The sequence below is a fragment of the Spirosoma luteolum genome, from assembly GCF_054778875.1.
Window position 1 is genome coordinate 142984 of sequence record NZ_BAAGZE010000006.1, and the last position, 19800, is coordinate 162783.

The 19800-nt window shown below is 59.5% G+C and carries 20 protein-coding genes and 1 tRNA gene; 18 read left to right on the top strand and 3 right to left on the bottom strand.

Annotated elements, in window-relative coordinates:
• The first annotated feature begins 60 nt into the window (after positions 1-60).
• From ACYVAC_RS11210 to ACYVAC_RS11290, 17 genes are all read left to right on the top strand, one after another.
• Positions 61-606, top strand: coding sequence for an N-acetylmuramidase family protein (locus tag ACYVAC_RS11210; protein WP_461097751.1), 546 nt, complete (start codon positions 61-63; stop codon positions 604-606).
• A 124-nt stretch (positions 607-730) separates the two neighbouring features.
• Positions 731-856 (top strand): hypothetical protein, encoded by a 126-nt coding sequence (locus ACYVAC_RS11215; RefSeq protein WP_461097752.1) that lies wholly within the window; start codon positions 731-733, stop codon positions 854-856.
• A gap of 4 nt (positions 857-860) precedes the next feature.
• A complete protein-coding gene (locus tag ACYVAC_RS11220) occupies positions 861-1460 on the top strand; it encodes a hypothetical protein (RefSeq protein ID WP_461097753.1) in 600 nt (199 codons plus the stop codon).
• Between the two features lie 38 nt (positions 1461-1498).
• Positions 1499-2014 (top strand): hypothetical protein, encoded by a 516-nt coding sequence (locus ACYVAC_RS11225; RefSeq protein WP_461097754.1) that lies wholly within the window; start codon positions 1499-1501, stop codon positions 2012-2014.
• Positions 2011-2181: a hypothetical protein gene (locus tag ACYVAC_RS11230; RefSeq protein WP_461097755.1), complete on the top strand. Its 171-nt coding sequence runs from the start codon at positions 2011-2013 to the stop codon at positions 2179-2181. The genes ACYVAC_RS11225 and ACYVAC_RS11230 overlap by 4 nt, the downstream gene beginning before the upstream one ends.
• Positions 2165-2839: a hypothetical protein gene (locus ACYVAC_RS11235; protein WP_461097756.1), complete on the top strand. Its 675-nt coding sequence runs from the start codon at positions 2165-2167 to the stop codon at positions 2837-2839. Before ACYVAC_RS11230 ends, ACYVAC_RS11235 begins: the two co-directional genes overlap by 17 nt.
• 13 nt (positions 2840-2852) lie before the next feature.
• Positions 2853-4394: an LPD29 domain-containing protein gene (locus ACYVAC_RS11240; protein ID WP_461097757.1), complete on the top strand. Its 1542-nt coding sequence runs from the start codon at positions 2853-2855 to the stop codon at positions 4392-4394.
• Positions 4395-4403: 9 nt separating this feature from the next.
• Complete coding sequence (locus ACYVAC_RS11245; RefSeq protein WP_461097758.1) at positions 4404-6383, top strand: hypothetical protein; 1980 nt, start codon at positions 4404-4406, stop codon at positions 6381-6383.
• Positions 6384-6387: 4 nt separating this feature from the next.
• Positions 6388-7785, top strand: a complete 1398-nt coding sequence (locus ACYVAC_RS11250; protein WP_461097759.1) for a hypothetical protein — start codon at positions 6388-6390, stop codon at positions 7783-7785.
• Positions 7772-8791, top strand: coding sequence for a hypothetical protein (locus ACYVAC_RS11255; RefSeq protein ID WP_461097760.1), 1020 nt, complete (start codon positions 7772-7774; stop codon positions 8789-8791). Before ACYVAC_RS11250 ends, ACYVAC_RS11255 begins: the two co-directional genes overlap by 14 nt.
• Positions 8792-8848: 57 nt before the next feature.
• A complete protein-coding gene (locus tag ACYVAC_RS11260) occupies positions 8849-9223 on the top strand; it encodes a hypothetical protein (RefSeq protein ID WP_461097761.1) in 375 nt (124 codons plus the stop codon).
• Between the two features lie 41 nt (positions 9224-9264).
• Positions 9265-9630: a hypothetical protein gene (locus ACYVAC_RS11265; protein ID WP_461097762.1), complete on the top strand. Its 366-nt coding sequence runs from the start codon at positions 9265-9267 to the stop codon at positions 9628-9630.
• Positions 9631-11622 carry a hypothetical protein gene (locus ACYVAC_RS11270; RefSeq protein WP_461097763.1) on the top strand — a complete coding sequence of 664 codons (1992 nt, stop codon included), beginning with the start codon at positions 9631-9633 and terminating at the stop codon, positions 11620-11622. It begins immediately after the preceding gene.
• Entirely contained in the window at positions 11619-12104 is a 486-nt protein-coding gene (locus ACYVAC_RS11275; RefSeq protein ID WP_461097764.1) for a hypothetical protein, read from the top strand. Before ACYVAC_RS11270 ends, ACYVAC_RS11275 begins: the two co-directional genes overlap by 4 nt.
• A 4-nt stretch (positions 12105-12108) precedes the next feature.
• Positions 12109-12684, top strand: coding sequence for a hypothetical protein (locus ACYVAC_RS11280; RefSeq protein ID WP_461097765.1), 576 nt, complete (start codon positions 12109-12111; stop codon positions 12682-12684).
• 43 nt (positions 12685-12727) lie between these two features.
• On the top strand, positions 12728-13429 hold the full coding sequence (locus ACYVAC_RS11285) for a hypothetical protein (protein ID WP_461097766.1): 702 nt from the start codon (positions 12728-12730) through the stop codon (positions 13427-13429).
• A 67-nt stretch (positions 13430-13496) separates the two neighbouring features.
• On the top strand, positions 13497-15434 hold the full coding sequence (locus tag ACYVAC_RS11290) for a hypothetical protein (protein WP_461097768.1): 1938 nt from the start codon (positions 13497-13499) through the stop codon (positions 15432-15434).
• A 153-nt stretch (positions 15435-15587) separates the two neighbouring features.
• Here the strand turns inward: ACYVAC_RS11290 and ACYVAC_RS11295 are convergent, their stop codons facing one another.
• The 3 genes from ACYVAC_RS11295 to ACYVAC_RS11305 form a co-directional block, all read right to left on the bottom strand.
• A complete protein-coding gene (locus tag ACYVAC_RS11295; RefSeq protein ID WP_461097770.1) occupies positions 15588-16805 on the bottom strand; it encodes a tyrosine-type recombinase/integrase in 1218 nt (405 codons plus the stop codon).
• A gap of 107 nt (positions 16806-16912) precedes the next feature.
• Positions 16913-16995: transfer RNA gene (locus ACYVAC_RS11300), tRNA-Leu, on the bottom strand.
• Positions 16996-17099: 104 nt separating this feature from the next.
• Complete coding sequence (locus ACYVAC_RS11305; RefSeq protein WP_461097771.1) at positions 17100-18338, bottom strand: ABC transporter permease; 1239 nt, start codon at positions 18336-18338, stop codon at positions 17100-17102.
• A gap of 167 nt (positions 18339-18505) precedes the next feature.
• Here ACYVAC_RS11305 and ACYVAC_RS11310 point away from each other — a divergent pair, with 167 nt between their 5' ends.
• Positions 18506-19768, top strand: a complete 1263-nt coding sequence (locus ACYVAC_RS11310; RefSeq protein WP_461097773.1) for an asparagine synthetase B — start codon at positions 18506-18508, stop codon at positions 19766-19768.
• Positions 19769-19800: the final 32 nt, after the last annotated feature.

Here is a 19800-nt window from a genome sequence, read left to right on the forward strand (position 1 = left end):
GCTACGGTGCGTACCGCCGGCGGATCAGCCCCACCCCCAAACCTGCCAACGACTAAGCCCATGGCGACTACGCTCACCAGTGCCGATTTGATCCAGGCCGCCAGCGACCTGGGCTGCGACGTGGCCGCGATCCGTGCCGTCGACGAAGTGGAGTCCAATGGCGCCGGCTTCAAAAATGGCCGGATCGTTATTCGATTCGAAACGGCCGTTTTTCAGAAGTCGACCGGCATCACCGTGAACGGCAGCGACACGGCCGCCTTTAACCGCGCCTACAAGCTGAACCCTACGGCCGCCATGCTGGCCACCAGCTGGGGCCGCTACCAGATCATGGGCTTCAACTACGACACCTGCGGTTTCTCGTCGGTGGGGGCGTTCGTCGACGCCATGAAATCGGGCGAACCCCGCCAGCTGCAGGCCTTCGTTCAGTTTGTGCGCCGGCGCGGCATTGCCGACGAGTTGGCCCGCCACGACTGGGCCGGCTTCGCCCGAATCTACAACGGCACGGGCTACAAAGCCGGCAACTACGACGGTAAGTTGGCCACGGCCTACGCCAAGTACCGCAGCCAACCCCTGCCCCCCGATCCGGTAAAAAAAAAGTCCCGCTAGATGCAGGTACTATTCTGGCCCTACTTGCCCTGGCTCTGCTGGGGGGTGCTGCGTATTACGCTTTTAATGGTAATGGGGCCGCCTTCTGGCAATACCTCAAACTCCGCGCAAAAACCGCTTTCCGATGAAAAACCAATCTAAAACGGTGTCGTACATCATCCTGGGGTTCGTGGTGACCTCGGCCCTGCTCTCGTTCGTGTCGAACTACCTCACGATCCGCCAGTACTACCTGACCCACAAAAAAGCCTGACGCCATGAAACTCACCCAGGCCTATACCAACCAGGTCGTATTGAAGTCGCTCGAGATCGGTATCAAGCCGGCCGCCGATCTGTTCGAGATCGACCCCGAGGATGTGGAAGACTACCAGCGCCGGTTCATCCGCCACCGCTACGACCAACTGTTTCCGCCCGCGCCGACCGCTACTGATGGCGCCCCACCGGCGCCCCTCGGGTTCTGGAATGAACTGCTCCACAATCCCGTCAGCGCCCTGGCCGTCAAAGTGTGCCTGGCCATCGCCCTGATCGTGATCTGCTACCTCATGCCGGCGCTGCTGCAGTCGTTCGTCGACCCGCTCACCAATACGGTCGTTTGGCTCGGCTTTACGGCGCTCTACATCCTGACGTTCGTCGGCATGGGCATCGACCTGGTGCTGTTCATTCAGCACAAAGTCAACTTCGACTTCCTCAACCCGCTGTCCGATGCCGGCTTTGATTACGCGACTATCCTCCGCTCCGACAACCTGACCCCTTACGAGAAATGCCGCATCAACCAGCAAAAATACTTGGCCTACTTATTTGCCTACTGTCTGGTGGTGCTGGCTTTGGCCAGTCTGACCAGCGGGGGGGGCGTCTAGCGACCGGGCAACGCATCGTCGAGCAGGCCCGGCGCGACGTGGGTACCCAGGAACGCACCTGGCGCAACGATCACCCCTTATTCGATTACTACCGGGTACTGGGGGGCAATGCCAACCGCTCGTCGGTACGGGGCTGGAAGGACGCCTACTGTGCCTACGGGGTGTACGCCTGGCACCGGCAGGCGGGCGTAAAGCCCCCCGTGCCGGCCCTGGGCCGGGCCGTCAACTGGTCGCTCCACCCCTCCAAAATCCTGCTCGGCCGGCGCAGCAATCCCCTATCGCTGGGGCGGCTCGAGCCGGGCTGGGTGATCGGGTTCCGGTTCGCGGGCAATCACGTCGGGATCATCGAACAGCCTTACCCGTTGTACGCCATCACGATCGAAGCCAATACGAGCCTGTCGAACGCGGTCGGTAAGTACAAAACCAATCACGAAGGCGTGATCCGCAAGCGCCGGTTCTATAAAGATGCGGCCTGGGCCGCCGACTGGCGCGGTAGTCCCCACGCCGATACCCTATCCGTTTTCACCCTTCGCAAACGCTACGCTGGCCCATGAAACGCACTTATCTCTGGCAACTGGTCGTCATTCTGGCGATCGTGGCCACGTCGGTTTTCGCCTACGACGACTACTACCGGAAACCGGCCCGGCTCGAGCAGAGCCGCACCTACACGGTCAACAAAGTCTCTCACCCCGACGCGCCCATCTATGAATCTTACGCTTAACATCCCCCTGACGGGGCGCAGTAACCCAGGATTCCAGCCGGCCGACATCGCCCGCCACCAGCAGGCCGCCGACGCACTGACGGCCAAATACGGCGCGTTCATCGACCAGGCCGCCCGGCTCAACAACGTGCCGGATTATCTGCTGAAGGCGATCCTGCTGACCGAAAACGAGCAGGGCATTGCCGACAGTGTGAACTACACCGGCGCCACGGGCCTGGGGCAAATCAAACCGGCCAGCGGGGCCGATATGATTGCCCTGGCCAACACCAAACGATTGCTGACGGCCGACAAAAAGGCCGTCCTACGCAAACGCCTGGGCACCTCGCTCGATCGGCTGCTGACCGTCGACAATACGGCCGTGTTCAACTCGGGTACCTGGAAGCAGATCCTATCGCCGGCGCTGAAGGACGCCGAGTTCAACATCATGGTGGCCGGCCTGATCCTGTCCATGTTCATTCAGGAACATACCGGCGCCGATGGTCAGCTGCGCACCGACTACATCGCGGCCCGCTACAACCAGGGCTATTACCTGCTGTCGGCCCGCAAGATCACCAAGACCCTATCGACCGACGCCCTGATCAGCCGGGTGCCGGCCGAAGCCAAAAATTACATTCTCGTCGTGTGCGGCCGAAACGGCTGGCTCGACATTCTGACCTAGCCCGACCGACGCCGTGAAGACGACACCGAACAACTACGCGAGCAACTACAAACGCATTGCCCACCTGGCCACCGACCAGATGAAGGGGATTCATACGTTTCTGAAGGCCGAAACCGACGACTTCACCGACTGGTCGAACGTGGCTGATGGGGCCGACCTCGAAGACTTGGCCCGCACCCACATGGCCCAGGTCGACGAAATGATCAAGCAGGTGGCCACGGATCCCGGCTACAGTGGGCGCAAATTCGAGGGGGCGGCTTACAAACGGACGCGCGATCTGGACGTCAAAGAGATTGCCAAACTGATGCGGGAAGAATTGGCCATCGAGTTTCCGGGCTGTAAGTTCTCGGTGAATATCGACCGCTACAGCATGGGCCAATCCATCGACGTGCGGATTCTGGACGTCGACTTTGATCCCCTGCACCCCAACCTGAAGGCCGCGCTGGCTGCGGGCGAAACCTACCAAGCCTACATCAACCAACGCTCGTATAGCTTTGGTAACGTGCGTGAGCAGTCCGAATACAACGACCGCTACCAGGCCTTTTACAACAAGGTCAAACGGATTCACAAGCAGTACAACATGGACGATTCCGATAGCCAGTCGGATTACTTTCACGTCAAGTACTACGGCCAGGTTAGCAACCTGAATATCGGGGAGTATTTGGCCCGCCAGGCTGATCCCGACTATGCGACGAAACAAAAGGCGAAGGCCAGCGCCGATCGGGAGCAGGATCGTAAAGAAGCCGAAGCCCGCAAACAAAAGCGGCTCGAGCAGTACGGCGATTTTCAAAAGGGCCAGCTGGTATACTGGCTGCCCCACTACGACGACCGGAAGGGTTACTTCAAGAAGAACGAGCCCGTTTTGGCCAAGATCGTAACAGCGCCGACCGGACGGGGTACCTACGGCCGTATGGGTTTGAGCCGCTACAAACTGCGCCTGTTCATGCCGGTGGGGAGCCCGGCCGTCAAACACAAGGCCGGGCCGATTGCCGTCAAACATAACGGCAAGGAGTATATCTACTACGCCGATTACGACGGAGGCACCAAAGACAATATGCGCTCGATCGACGCGATCGACAAGCCGGCGCCCAAACGGGCCAAAGCGAGTCTGTCGACGATTCGGAAACGGGCCACCACCAAACAGGCCGCGACGGCCGGCCGTCAGACGACGGCCACCAAAAAAGCCTCTACGGCCAAGGCCAAGCGCAAACCGAGCCGCGAAACCGTTACGGCCACGCTGGACACCTACCGGACGGCGGGCCGCAAGGCCACGGCCATCAACGCCAAGAGTCGACTGCGGCAGGAAACCGGCACTACCGGCGCCCGGCGACGCACCGCCAAACCGGCACCGATCGCCCCAGTGGTCAAGCCGGCCAAACCCAAACAGGCCGTCAGCAAGCCCCTGAAGGCGAAAGCCAAACGGAAACCCTGCAAAACACCCAAGCAGGTACTCGACCGGATCGACCGGCTCGAATCGGCCAACGCCACCCTACGCAAAGCCCTGTCGTCCGACGAGCGGCTGATCAAAAAAGTACACCGCCAAACCCGCCGATAACCCACCCCTATGGCTACCAACTACACCGAAAACCGACGTCGTGGCTCCCTTGAGGACGGCGGGCATACTTACTACCGGCAACAATCGTTGGCGTCGATCCGCAAGGTCGTCCTGGGCGGCCCTTGTACGATCGGGTTCGGCATCGACCGCGAGATACAAGGGCGCTACGCCATTATGTGTACCGATCAGCTGCAGCCCTCCCACCTGGGGGCCAGCCAGAACCCGCTGCACTTCATCCCCGAGGCCCAACCCCGCAACCGATCCACGTCCCAATCGGGGGCCCTGACGCCCGAACGGATCGCCCGCAATATGCGCCCTGGCGAAGTGATGGAAGGGGCCACCGCCTACACGGGGGCACCGGTCGTCAACTCGCGGGGCGAAGTGATCCAGGGCAACGGCCGGGCCTATATGCTGAAGGTCTATTACGCGCAGTTTCCCGACGATCCGAAGGGGTACAAACAGGTGATCGATCAGGAACAAACCTGTTTTGGATTCCGCAACCCGATCGCAGCGGCCGAAAAATTGGGTATTCGCAAACCCGTGCTGGTTCGCCTGGTCGACGTGCCGGACGCGGAAGCGATTGCGCTGGGTCAGTTCACCCAGGCCGATACCGAAGCCATTGCCACCAACGTCACCAAGATCAAGGCGAAGGCCCGACTACTGACGCCCGCCCTGCAAAAACGGGTGATCGATGAACTGCTGCGCCACGATACCAACGACGAGAAAACGTTGGGTGAACTGATCCGCGACAGTAAGGTGCTCAATGTCCTGATTCGGGAAGAAATCATTCGCCCCGACGACCTCGAGAACTACGCCCGCAATGGTTCGATCAACGAAGCCGGGGTTGAGTTTGTGTCCTCGCTTCTGCTGAACGCCAGCTTTCGGGGGAGCAACGTCAACACGGCCGACGTGTTCGCCCTGCTGCCGGTACAGACGCAAAATGCCATCCGTAAGAGCCTGCTGTATCTGCTGACGGCCACCGGAGCCCGGTCGCTGAATCGGGAGTTGAGTAACGCCATTTTGGGGTACCGCGAATTTTTATCGACGCCGGCGCCCAACATTCAGGCCTGGGTCAATCAGTACGATCTACGGGGCCAAACGGCCGCCGATCGGTACGCGCCGGCCGAGTTGGCCATCATGGATTTGTTTCAGCAGTCGACCACCCAAAAGGTCGTCGTCGAGAAGTTTCGCCAGTACGCCCGCCTGGTCAATGATCAGCCGGGGAATATGTTCGAGCCGGCCAAAAAGGGGCAAACCAAACGACAAGCCCTGGCCACCGTGTTCAAGGCGGTTTTCGTACCCGATCGGCGGATCGTCGAAAAGGGGCGCCGGGCCAGCACCGCCCTGGGCAAGCTACGCAACCGCACCACAGCCGCCCGCCCCACTCGGGGCGCCACCGGCGCAGCACCCCCGCTACCCATAAACCAAAGTGATACGACCATGACCACGGCCGAAAAAGAAGCCTTCAAAAAACGCATGGCAAAGGGACGAGCCCTGGCCGAAAAAAAACGGACGCGCAAAGCCAAACCCGCGCCTACTGCGCCTAAATCGGTTAAGCCCAAAGCGACAAAGCCCACCAAAACGAAAGGCGCCGGTAAAAAAGCCTCGAGCCCAAAAACGGCCGATCGGCCCAAAATGCCCGTGGTCAAGCCGGCTGCCAAATCGGGCACCAGCCGCACTAGCGTCGTAAAAAAACGGGCTACCACCAAGTCGACGGCCAAGATCAACCGCTTTGTGTCGGCCGACAAAAAAGCCAAAACGGCCAAAGCGTCGGTACGGGTGCCCAGCGCCCGCCAGCAGCAGGGCGCCAACTTCATCCGGCAGGTCGACGAACTCGCTGAGCGGATTCACCAAAAATCAGCGACCGGCCGCACCATCGCGGTACCCGAGTACAAGATCAGCCGATCGGAAGCCAAAACGCGGGCCTTCAAGGCCTTGTCGACGGCCCGTAAGGCCAAAAACGTGTCCAACATCCGCCTGAAAATCTGAGGCTATGCAGTTCCTAACGCCCCTGTCCCGTCAGGTGATCCAACGTGGCAACAACAATGCTGCCCAGGTGAACCTGACGGGCACCTACTCCACCACCACCGAGCCGGCTAAAATTCGGGTTCGCCTGGTCGCCATCGTGCCGACCCAGGGCGTTTCGACCGATTGGCAGGAATGCCCCTTTTCAGCGGGTCAGTTCTCGGCCAAACTCGTCGGCCGGGGTGGCTGGTACCGGATCGAAGCCGAAGCCCTGACGGCTTACAACGTGGCCCAGGAAACGGCCACCGTCGACCGGTTCGGCATCGGGGAGGTCTTTTGTGTGGCCGGCCACTCGGTTGCCCAGGGGGGCGCCGACTACATCAACGGCACGGCCGACGATCGGGTGTCGGTGATTCCCCTCGATACGCCCGTCGACCAGACCCGCCACGTTCAAACCGGCTTGCTCGAGGATATGCCCCCGATCAAGTTCGTTCAGTTCGGTACGGGCATCCGGCCGGCGCCCTTCGGCCCCAGCAATTACTTCTGGTCGGATTTCGGGGGCAAACTGGCCGCCCGGCTCAATGTGCCGGTGCTGATCTACCAAACGGCCTTCGGCGGTACCAACCTCGAGCAGTGGGCCAAATCCGCCCAGGGTACCGACGTTGCCGTGTTCAACCTGGCGCCAGGCCTGCGCTTTCCCTACGTCAACCTGAAGCACGTCCTTCAGCGCTACGTCCCCCTAACGGGGATTCGCGCCCTGCTGATCGACCATGGTCAGAATGACTACCAGGAGAAGTCGGCCGACGTGCTACTGGCCCGCTACCGGCAGCTTGTCGACCAGGCCCGGTCGGATAGCAAACAGCCGTATCTGGCCGCCGTGATCAACCGGCAAACGCCCTACCTGACCGTCGACGCGGGCTACAAAGGGGGCGACGGCCCGCAAACCCAGGTGCGCCAAATGCAGGAACGCATGGCCGCCACCTCGAACTGTTGGCCCGGCCCCGATTACGATACCGGCCTGCTGGTCGCAGATCGGACGGATTACATTCACCTGAGTTTGTCGGGGCAAACCAAAGCCGCCCAGCTGTGGGAAAGCGCCCTGACGGATTCATTCTTTCGCCAGTCGATACCGGTGGTGATCGATCCGGTGACGGCCGTACTGCCGGCCGCCCTGACCGACCTGCCGGCCGCCCCCCTCACCAGCGGGACGACCTCACCCCTACCGGCCACGTCGACGCCCGGCACCGTGCCGAGCGGAGCAACGGCGCAGCTGACCGACGAGCGCCCCACGGCGCCGGCTTCGCGCCCCTCCGAACTGACTCGACTCAGCAACCTGGCCGCCATCGGCCTGGTCATGCTGGGCCTGGCCAGCCTTGCCTATCTGTTTCATCGTGCAATCAATCGCCCTAGTTATGTTACACCCTAGCCTTAGCCGCAACGCCCTGGTCGTGAACGGCATCTACCCCAATCAATTCGGCACCGGCAACGACCAGCTCGACCCCACCTCGTTTCGCACCAACCAGGGCGACGTCGTGGTGGTGAGCCACTCGGAAAGTTTCGCCCTGCGGGCTTACCTCAAAGGAGCGACCGCCCTGGCCCTGGGCGTATCGATCAACACGGTGCCGGCCGTCGCGGCCGACGTGATCGAGCGATCGGGTACCGCCCTGACGCTGGCCGATGGGGTGTTGTCCTTCGACGGCTCGGCCGACGCCGATATCACCATCGGCGCCGTGGGGAAGCCCCTGGTCGGCCCGGCCCTGTTCACCGTATCGAACTTTTTGCCCCTTATCGGTACCAATCACTCACTGGTGCTGTCGCTGGGCAAAACCAAAGGCCTGTACCTGATCACGCTGCAAGCCAGCACGATCGCCGTCTACACCTGGGCCAATAACGCCTGGGGGGTGGCCAGCACGATCACCAACCCGCAGCCCTTCACGGCGAGCGACATTGTAAGTTTCCGCATCGGCCTCGATAAGATCACGGTGGAAGTGGGCAACACGGCGCAGTGGTCGAAGAACCGCAGCTGGTCAATTGCCCTGTCCTCGCCCGACCTGGGCAAAGTGGCCACGGCCGTCGACGGGGTGACCATCGATCCGGCCGCCATTCCCTTCGGCACGGCCGTGCCGATCACCATCGGCACCAAAGCGGGCAACTACGCCATCAACGTGGCCAACCAGGACGGGGCCACCTTTGGGGTTGCTCAGGCCATCGAGGTAACGGCTGACGCGGCCGTATCGGCACCCGTCACCGACGAAAGCACGCTGCAAACGCTGTTGCTGGCCAGTATGCTGAAGAACAACGTAGCGGCCACCGGCATCACCCCGCCGGCCGCAGCTGAAACGCCCGATTGGCGCAAGATCATGACCTGGGGCGGTATCGGCCTGGCCGGGCTCCTGGTCGTGATCGGGCTGGCCGTCGCCCTGCGCAAATAATGCTCACCGGCCGGGCGATTCGACCGGATCGCCCGGCTTTACACCCCTCAAAGCACCATGGAAAATCCGCAACCGAACCAACTGGGCATCGACGAAGCCCGCGACCTGATTCGCTTCATCGGCCGGCTCGTGCTGGCCATTACCCGCGCCAAAGAAGACGGCCGGGTGAACCTCAAAGACGTCAAATTTCTGCTGCCCGTAATTGGCTCGATCAAACCGGCCTTCGACGGGCTCAATGACGCCTGGGACGAACTGCGCGAGTTGACCGACGACGAAAACGCCGAACTGACGGCCGTGTTTGCGCAGGAAGCCCGCCTGCCCCTGTCGGCCGACACGGAGCGCCTGATGCGCCGGGCGCTGGCCACCGGCACGGGGCTCATTGCCATCATTCGGACGATGGGGCACCGGCCAACCGAAGAATCATTGGTTTAGCGCCCTGAGCTCAGCTGATATCGCCAAACATTCTTTTGCTCATGAAGAACTGGATCAAACTCGTCCTGGGGCTACTGCTCGTCGGGGCCGGCCTGGGCCTGGTCGTTTATTTGAACCGGCGCAAGCCGGCCGGTAATACGGCCGTGGCCTTGACGACGGCACCGGCGACGACCCCGGCCCTGGCTCAAAGCGCCTGGGCGGTATCGGACGCCCTGCAACAAACCCACCTCAATGCCCTGGCCGATCAGGTGGCCAACGCCGTGTCCCGATCGGAACTGGCCTCGATGATGGATCAATTCAAAAAAGAACTGGCCACCCTCCAACCAGCGCCCGGCACGGGCACGGGGATCGACCCCGCCGACGACGCGGATTTCGTCGCTCTTTTCAATTCCCAACTTGCTGCCTAAATGACGCCTATCCGCTGGTTACTTATCGCATTGGCCCTCGTGGGGGGCGCCGGAGTCGCGTACTGGCTGCTGCGCACCCCCAAAGCCGCCAGCCCGGCGCCTGGCCAGCCCGCCCTGGGCCTGGGCCTTACCGGGGGCGGGGGCTCGATCCTGTTGCCGCCGACCAGCAACCTGGTCGACGGTACCGATCAGGGCCGTGGCAACTATGCGTCGAACCCCGACTGGGTGGTGGGCGACTACGGTGCCCCCTCGGGCACCGATTCGGAAGGTCGACCGTTCGAACGGTCGACCGCGCCCACCATTCCCTTCGAGGCCAAGAACCAGCCCTACGCCACCGGTATCGCGTATTCGTTTCCCGAGCAGACGGCCAAGGGGGCCGCCCTGCTGAAGCGGTTCCCGCCGTTTCAGCTGACCGATGCCCGCCTGCATTTGATGGGGCCGTGGTACGCCGATGCCGACGCCAACGCCCACTTCTCGCGGGGAGTGACGACGCTGGCCGTACTGCCCAACTTCCGGCTACCGGGATCGCCCCAGGACGCCAGCGCCCTGCCCCGCACCAAAAAAAGCGTGATGTACGGCGACGATACGGTACGCACCTACGCCTACATTTTTGCCAACGAAATCGGTTCCGACGATCAACGGTATCCCTACCTCTATGACTTTACCCAAGGGGTATTGAGTGCCGGATCAGAGGCCGAATGGGCGTTTGAATCGCTGGGCACACGGATATGGTACGGCGAACGCTCGACGGTCGACCAGCAGGGGCAGGGAAGTGCTTACGTGACCTTCGACCTGGAAACGACCTGGCCCTACGACTCGTCGTTGTCGATGCTCTACCTGCGCAACTGCCTGGGCTGGCTTTACCTAGGGTTTTGTAGCGGAGCCGCCAACGAGGGGCACCTGATCCGGCCGTTCAACTATGGGTCGTATCAGATGCAGATCGAACTGGATGCTTCGAGTTTTGCCGGGCCGGATGGGCTGCCCAACTACCTGCAACCGGAGTTTGATTTCCTGGGCGGCTACAGCCCCTTGATGGATGCCATGAATCGGTTTGGGGGCGTGATGGCCATCGACTCGTACATACAGGCCATTTGGGGGCGTGAACCCATGTTGCTGCGAGACGGCAACGGGCAGCCCATTCCAGACGGCGACGGCAACGTAATTTTTCAGGATGTTGCGTCGACGGTGGCCTATGGGCAGTCGTTACCGCTCGAAAGTGGCGAAGCGTATCGCTGTATCATTGATATCTACGAGCAGTCGATTCGGTTGTATCTACAGCTACACCGCCTGGCCGATGGCTACCCGTCTGAGTCGGGTCAGCGCCGGGCGGGTCTGGAAAACGTGTCGGCCGGCGCCTTTACCCGCTTCTCCAACGAGGGGGTAAACGGCATTGTGCAAAACGATCGGCCCGTGCCGGCCTGGGAACTGGAACTGTTCAACGCGCTGAACCTGTTCCTGGCCCCTGAGCTCTACGCCTGGGGTGTGGATTTCAACCGCGATCCGGTGGCCCTGGGGGCTTACAATGCCGCCTGGCCCACCTACCAGGCCGATGGGGTGGCCGAGCAGATTATCAAGGCCGCTCACGTCCATTCGGCCTTCGGCAACATTCAGAACTCCCGCTTCAAGTGGTGCTGGTTCAACCTGCCCATCGTCAGCTACTTTAAAATCGACGGCCACAAGCATGGGCAAAAAGCGATTTGCCATGGTAAGCTGCGCGACGTCAATGGTACGGTCTGGATCGAACTTTTCCTGGCCTTTCCCCTGACCGACGACCGGCCGACGACGTTCACGGTCTGGATCGAGCAGGGGGGTGTTCAATCGCAGCCGTATCTGTGTCAGCTGCCCAACGGCCGCTCGTACTTCTACGATGCCTGGCAGCTGCCGGCAACCTTCGCCTACGACGCCCTGACGGGCGCAAACGTATGGATCAGTTACCCCGACGTGTTCGATGTACCACGCACCCACCGGGGTGATTACCGCCTGGCCGTATGATTGTCGCCTTCAAGAACCGCTCGATTGCCGAAACCGCAGCCAACCGCCTGATTGGGTTCTGGACGGATTCGCCCTGGGTGCATTGCGAAATGATCCTGCTCAACCCCTACCCGTGTGCGATTTCGGCCCGCACCGAACAGGATGGGGTCACGGCCGAACCCATTGCGACCGTGCTGGTGCAACCCGATCGCTGGGAGTACTACGCCGTTGATATGGGATCGGCCGACGCCCACTGGCCGTTTTTGCTGGCCCAGGTCGGCAAATCGTTCAACTACGCCGGCCTGATCGCGGGGCAGGTGATCGGCAACAGCATCAGCCGGCCCGACAGCTGGTTCTGCAGCGAACTGACCTACTCGGTACTGGCCCAGTTCAGCACCTTGCCGCTGCCGATCGTCGAGCCGGCATCGGTCAACCCCGCCCGCCTGCGTCAATTCCTGATCGATGCCGGCTGCCAATCGTTCAACTTCACCCTTACCAACTGACCCCATGTTTACCACTGAGAAAAAGTACGGTTATGCCGATGGCGACCACGTTGCCAACTGGGGTACCCAATTCCCCGTTTTTGCCCGTGTTGTGAACGGCAAACTCTACGCCGTGGCCCGTGAAGACCGGCCGGATCACCCGACGCCTGGCCGCTTCGGCTCGGTTTTTTTCTGTAGCCGGGAATGGCTGAAGGCTACCGTGTTCGGGGCGTACAAGGCCTACGCCGATTTGTTCGAGGACAAGTCCAACAACGTGGCCGACACCTCGGAGCCGGGTAGCAGCTTCAGCAAAACAAGCGACGCCGAAGGCATCGTTAAGGCGCCAGTGGTCGACACCGCGACGACGCCCCTGCCGGGCAACACGTCGACGACGACCCTGCCTGGTAACCCATCGACGGCGACCCCGACCGGCACCCCGTCGACCGCGACCACGCCGGCGATCGGCCTGACGAGCAACCCACCCGCGACCGGCGCCACGACGGCCGTGGCAGGATTGCCCTGGAAAACAATCGGGCTCGGGATCGGTGCCGTGATCGTCGCCCTGGGCGTTTGGCTTTTCCTGCGTCCATCCAAAAAGTAAGTACCTGTTCAATATCAATTAACCCTCAATTCAAAGTAAGACCATGAGTATCGTAAGCAGAATTAACGACCTAGTTGCAGTCGTAGTAGCCCAAATTAAGCCGCTCAAAACGAAAGTGGGTTCGGTCGCGCTGACCACCACCGATCAAACGCTATCCGGTGCCGTAAACGAACTGAAAGCTGGTAAAGCCAACAACGCTACGACGTTGGGCGGGTATGGTATTACAGATGCCTACACGAAGGCACAGACAGATACCGCGCTCGGTGGGAAAGCCAACAACGCTACGACGTTGGGCGGGTACGGCATTACAGATGCTTACACGAAAGCACAGACAGATACCGCGCTCGGTGGCAAACAGAACACCACCGACACCATTGCCGCGAGCCGGCTAACGGGATTAATCGACGCGGCACTGATTCCGGTAATCAATATGTTTAAGCCGTTCGCATCGACGGCGGCAACGATTGCGGCCCTATCGGCAGCAGACCAAAACCAGATTGCAGCCGATGGGAAAAACGGCAAGTTCAACGCTGTAACCCTGTCGGATGGGTCAACCTACGTCTATAGTGGTGGCACCAAAAACGACCCTGCCAGCTACACGCTGATAGCAGACACGACACCCGATTGGGCGTTCATTCAAAATAAACCGGCATCGGTTGCTACTGCCTTCCCGGACGCTGTAACAACCGCGTTTGTCGGTCCTGATACGGATTTTGTAGCGGCTTTTAATGCCGCGATGGCGTAGTATTCTCTCGGGCTTTACATCCAACCAGCCGGAGCGTTGACGGCGCTCCGGCTTTACTTTTTCCAATATGAGTATTGTATCTAGGGTGAATGATTTAACCGCTCGGGTAGTAACCGAATTTAAGGCGCAGAAGCCTTACCTAAATACGGTTGTCAATCAGGCCGCCGTGTCGGGGTACGCCGGCACCCTGACGCGCCTGCTGACGGCGGACGGGTCGACCTACGATTACGTGGCCGGTTCGTCCCTGGCCCCAGTGGGCAACCTGATTCTACCAGCTACGGGTAAAGGAACCGGTAGGTGGTTAAAAAAAGCGTTGTCCTGCAACGTGGTCACCGACTTTCAGGCGGATAACACGGCCGCCACCGATTCATCGGCTGTTTTCCAGGCGGCCATCAACTACGCGCGGTCGTTGACCGCCCTGAACGGGGGGTTGTACCGGATGCGTATCGAAGTACCCTCGGGCTGGTACCTGATCCGCACCACCCTGGATATGACCAACACGAACGGGGTATGGCTAACGGGCTCGACGAGTGCTTACATTAACTCGGGATTGATCGGTTGCACCTCGGCCGCCAACGGTACCGGCGCAGGCATCATTGTTGACCTGACGGGGAGTTCGTTTTCGGGTCTGATGGGCATCAGCCTGACGGCCGATTCAGCCTGGGGCGCCGTGGCCTCTAAAGTGGCGGTTCAATTCTCGCTCAGTCAGGACGCAGGAGGGAACCAGATTGGCGGGTTGAACTGTCAACTCAACCGATGCTACATCCAACTTTATGACTCGACGACGGTCAATAATGGACTGGGCACCATTGGTGTCTTGAATTGTCGGTCTGAAGAATTTGGCATTGCCGACACAACAATAAAAGCCAACCTGCCAATCCTTTGCTCCAACCGGTACGACGTTCCGGTATCGAGTGGCACCTATACGATCACGTCACCTACGGCAACGGTGGCCACCTTTGCCGGTGGGTCGATGGGGGCAACCAACTGCACCGGCCAAATGTCGCTTTTGTCGATCCAAAAACGGCAGCCGGCCATCATGCTCGTCAATGCCAACTCGTTTAAGTTTTTCGGCTACATGGGCCGGGCCGTGGCGTCCGCCGGCACCGAAGAATCGGCGGTAAAGCTGGTGGGGCAATGCGACAACGTGCATATTATGGGCACGATCGAGTCGTATAGCCGAATTGTCAAAGGAGGTACGGTGAGTCGTCAGTTGCACGTAAACGTCGTGACGGCCAATCATGCAACACCCACGACCGAAAGTTTCGACTTCACGGGAACGGCACTGAAAGACACGCATATCGAGGTCACGTACACCAATCCGCCCGAGTTCAACAACGGACGCATTTTTCTGTATCATGCGCCCATCGACGGAGGGGATTCACCGGCAACCGGCAATATTATGAACAGTGAATTCCATTGTTCCGAGTGGGCCGACAACACCCAATTCATTTCGGCCAATCTGCTGAAGCAGTCGGCCAACTGTCGATTCTACTCGGGTCAGCCGTTCGCCAAACGGGGGCCGGCGCTCGTCGACCTGAAAAGCTACCCGGTTCCCCTGGGCACGGTAGCCAATGGCAACCCGGCAATCGTGGGTTCAATTCTGCGGTTCAGCAAGGGGGATCGGGTTACCAAGGCCAACACGAACGGGGGATATTATCACGTCGTTGTTCGGGGGGTGGTCAGGAGCGGCCTGCTGTACCAGACGGGGGGTAACGTGGTGGCAGAAATTTCGGGTTCAGCTATCGCTGGCCAGGCGTACAACTCGACCCCTAACGTACAGGGCACGGCCAGTCAGCTGACGATTCTGACCAAAACAGCCACCAATGCCGCCTACATCGACATCACGGGTGTAACCCTGTCGATTGATCTGTCCGGTGCGATCGGGAAGGTAAACCTGAGTGTAGCCAACTCGGGATCAGGTGTTGGGGAAACGTTGGTTTTCTCGGGCACCGTCGAATTTACGGGCGATTTTGGCGTGAATCAGTCGGTTATCTTCAATTAATCGACTCGTTAAAACGGCAACGGCCTGGCAGCTGCCAGGCCGTTTGTTTGTCAACCAATGTCAACAAAATAGCCCTCCGGTCAACCATACGGGCCAATAGCAACCGGCTGATTTACAACCGTAACGGGTACGGGTTGACAATGTTGACCGGATTTACCAGCTGGGGGCGGTACTTTTTTCTGAAAGCATGAGCCCGAGCGATTTCAGATAAATTACGGTGTCCTTCAGATCGGCATGGCGCAGGTGGCGCTGAAGCCACTCGATCGACGCGCCGGCCTTCCAGGCATTCACCACGCCCGTATGTTTCCAGGAATACAGCGATAGTTCGCCGTTGTAGAGTCCGGCCCCCTCGAGGGCTTCTCGGTGGCGCTCCGACACCCGGTTGCGAACGATTGACGTCCGACCAGGCTTCAGATCATACCCAAACAGGTAATCGGTGCCCTCGTAACGATCCAGGTGCATCCCATCGATTACCGTGGCCAAGCTGGCGGTGATTTCCACGTATTCCGTGATTTGCTTGCGGCTGCCCCCCTTGGTCACCGATGAATGGCACACGATCCGCTTGTTGACAATATCAATATCTCGTACCTGCAGCCGGGTCAACTCGATCGGCCGCATAAAGGCCTGATAGACGAAACGGGTAAAGGCATATAGCTGGGGATCGTTTTTCTGCAGGTACGTTTCGAGGGTAGAGCGTTGATCAGCCACAAACGCCAGGTTGCGCCGGCTGGTCTGGAGAGGCAATGCGTCTACATTCTCGGCTGGGTTCTTCTGGAGATATTCGCGCTTAATCAAATCCTTAAATAAGGTATTCAGCGAGTCAATCAGGTTATTTCGATAACGACTGGATAAACCTTGTGTCTGTACGATGTAATCAGAGAAGCCATACAAGTGCTTGGCGCTCGTGTCGGCCAGCAGGAGTTCAGATTGACTAACCTGCTTCAAGTAGTCTTCGAGCCTACGATACGCATTCCGATAGGATTCACCTGTCCGCTGACGATAAGCTGTCGACTCACGAACGCGTACGACAATATCGAGAGCTCTAAGAAGGGTCAGAGGCAGTTCCGGAGTAACAGTCTGAACTGCTAGATTATCGAGCGTTTCTTGTTGTGCTGGCTCTGAGACGTAGAAAAAGCCATCATTCAGCAGCTTACTGATCCTAGCTACCACATCCTTTCCCCAGCGCTTACGTGACGATGCAGTTTTGTATTTGGCTGGACAATGAATTTGACGTCGAACTAAGCCTCCCTGTCCGTTATTTAGTGATCGTTGCCACACGTAGTATTCTACAGTCCAGCGTTTGGACAAGTCTCCCTTGGCAGTGCTATAGGTAGGAAGCCTGAATTTTTCCAGGGTATTTTTATCACTCACGATCGGTCTGTTGGGGTGTCATTTTTCAGCCAATCTGTTACAGATTTGTTACAACGAACCGAAAGAGCACAAAAAAAGCCTGGAACAAGCGTTCCAGGCGCATTTTGTACCGGGAGCCGGACTCGAACCGGCATGCCCTTGCAGACAATGGTGTTTGAGACCATCGCGTCTACCATTCCGCCATCCCGGCCGGAACCGGTTCAAACGACCCGAAGGCGACCTGAACCGTGAACGTGGGTGCAAACCTACGCAAAAGCCGGCAAAAGCGAAACCAGCGACGCTTTTTTCTGCACGCTATTCGTAACGGAGCGCTTCGATGGGGTCGAGTTTGGAGGCCCGTACGGCCGGGTAGATCCCCGCAAACAGGCCCACGCTGACGCATACGACCAGTCCCAGCCCCATCCAGAGCCAGGGCACCACAAAGCCGCCCGCTCCCCCGCTTACCAGCAATGCAATGAGGTTACCCACGGCCAGCCCCAGTATGACCCCGCCGACCCCGCCCAGCAGGCAGATCACGATGGCTTCGATCAGAAACTGCTGCCGGATGCGCTGGGGCGTGGCCCCCAGCGACTTGCGGATACCGATTTCCCGTGTCCGTTCCGTTACCGACACGAGCATGATGTTGAGCAGGGCGATGGCGGCCCCCAGCAGCGTAATAAACCCGATACCGAAGCCCCCGATGCGGAGGTAGCCGGTAATGTTTTCGGTTTCCTTGGCTAGATCGTCGGCCCGCTCGATCTGGAACGAGTCGGGCTGGCCCAGCGGGTCACGGCGCACCAGCCGCATGACTCCCCGCGCTTCGCCGATGGCTTCGTCCTGATCGCTCACCGACGGCACCGATGCCGTGATATCGAAGGTCAGTTTGCGGCTGCCGGCCAGCGCCCGGCCGTTGTCGAGCGGAATCAGGATAATGCGGTCGTCACCGCCCCCCGTCATACCCCCCTTTTTGTCGAGCACACCCACCACCTGGTACTGGACACCCGACACGCGGATCACCTGGTTAAGCGGGTCAATTTTGTTCTGAAACAGCGTGCCGGCTACCTCGCTGCCCAGGATGGCCACGCTCCGGGCTGCGCTCAGGTCGTTGGTGCTCAGGTTACGCCCTTTTTTAAGCGTGAATCCCTTCACGGCCAGGTAGGTATTGTCGCCACCCACCAGCTGCACGTTGGGGTTGGTTTTGCGGGAGCCGAATTTGGCCTGGGCCGCATCGGACACCACGCTCGACACGGCAATGGTAGCGCCGTAGGGGAACCGCCGTTTAAACTGCACGGCGTCGTGGTAGTCGATGGGTTCGTCCTGCTTCCGCACCCGGCCGCTCCGACGGGCTACTTCCTGCCGCGCCGTGATGTTGAAGGTGTTGGCGCCAAGGCCGGCAAAGCTGGCATCGACCGAACTCTGCAGCCCGTCGATGGCCGTCAGGATACCCACCAGCGACGTGATACCGATGGCGATGATCAGCGCAGTCAGCACCGTTCGCAGCCGGTTGCCGGCAATCGACCGCATGCCTTCGCGAATGTTTTCGATAAAATTCATACAGAACCGGAGAAATAAACTAGGTCGGAACGGAGCCGGCTGGCCGGGGGGGCCGGGGTCGGTCGTTGCCGCCCGCATCACCCCGCGAATCACGCAATTTCCGCACAGTTTTTGCGTACATTACCGTTATTACAAAACTACGAGAGGCTTCATAAACCGGGAAACCAATGAAACGGCTGCTGTTACCGCTTATCCTATTTCTAACCCTGACGAATCAGGTCTGGGCCTCCCGGATTTTGATTCCGATGGACGATACCCAGAAGAATCACCTGAAAGCGTACGGCATTGCGTATTGGGTTCTGAAAACACACGACACCGAAATCGACTGGTTGCTCAACTACCGGGGTGGCGCCTTCATGATGCCCCAGAGCCAGGCGTTTATCAAGGAAATGGTGATTCGGGGCGTCAGCTACGAAGTCATCTCCGACGCGCAGGCCGGGCAGATTCTAAGCGAAGTGGCGGCCCCCGATGCCAACATGGATGCCGTGAAACTGCAGAAGCCGCCTAAAGTGGCGGTGTATTCGCCCAAAACCAAACAGCCCTGGGACGATGCCGTGACGATGGTGATGACCTACGCCGAAATTCCGTACGACGTAATCTTCGACGAAGAAGTGCTGAATACGAAGCTGCCCGAATACGACTGGCTGCACCTGCACCACGAGGATTTTACGGGCCAGTTCGGCAAATTCTATCACTTCAAAGACCAGCCCTGGTACATTGCCCAGAAACAGGAAGCCGAGTCGATTGCCCGCAAGTTTGGCTACAGCAGCGTGCCGAAGCTGAAGCTGGGCGTTACCGAAAAAATCCGCGACTTTGTGCTGGGGGGCGGCTACCTGTTTGCCATGTGCAATGCCACCGACACCTACGACATCGCCCTGTCGGCCCGCAACACCGATATCGTCGACAGCTTTTACGATGGCACCCCCGCCGACCCGAGTGCCAGTAACAAGCTCGATTTCAGCCAGACATTCGCCTTTCGCAACTTTCAGGTGTACACCAATCCGTACCTGATCGAGTTTTCGAACATCGACAACCAGCCCGACGAACGGGGACTGACCGAACACAACGATTACTTCACGCTGTTCCAGTTTTCGGCCAAATACGACCCCATTCCGACTATGCTGACCCAGAATCACCTCAACGTGATCAAGGGCTTCATGGGACAGACCACGGCCTTCAAAAAAGCGTATATCAAACCCGAAGTGGTCATTCTGGCTGAAAACCGGGCGGCCGGCGAAGCCCGGTACCTCCACGCGCCCTACGGCCGGGGCTTCTTTACGTTCTACGGTGGTCACGACCCCGAAGATTACCGGCATGAAATTGGCGAGGAGCCCACCGACCTGAACCTGCACCCCAACTCGGCCGGCTACCGCCTGATTCTGAACAACATCCTGTTTCCGGCAGCCAAGAAAAAGAAGCAGAAAACCTAGGCCGGCCGACGACACCAGGCTTTTTTTCCGGT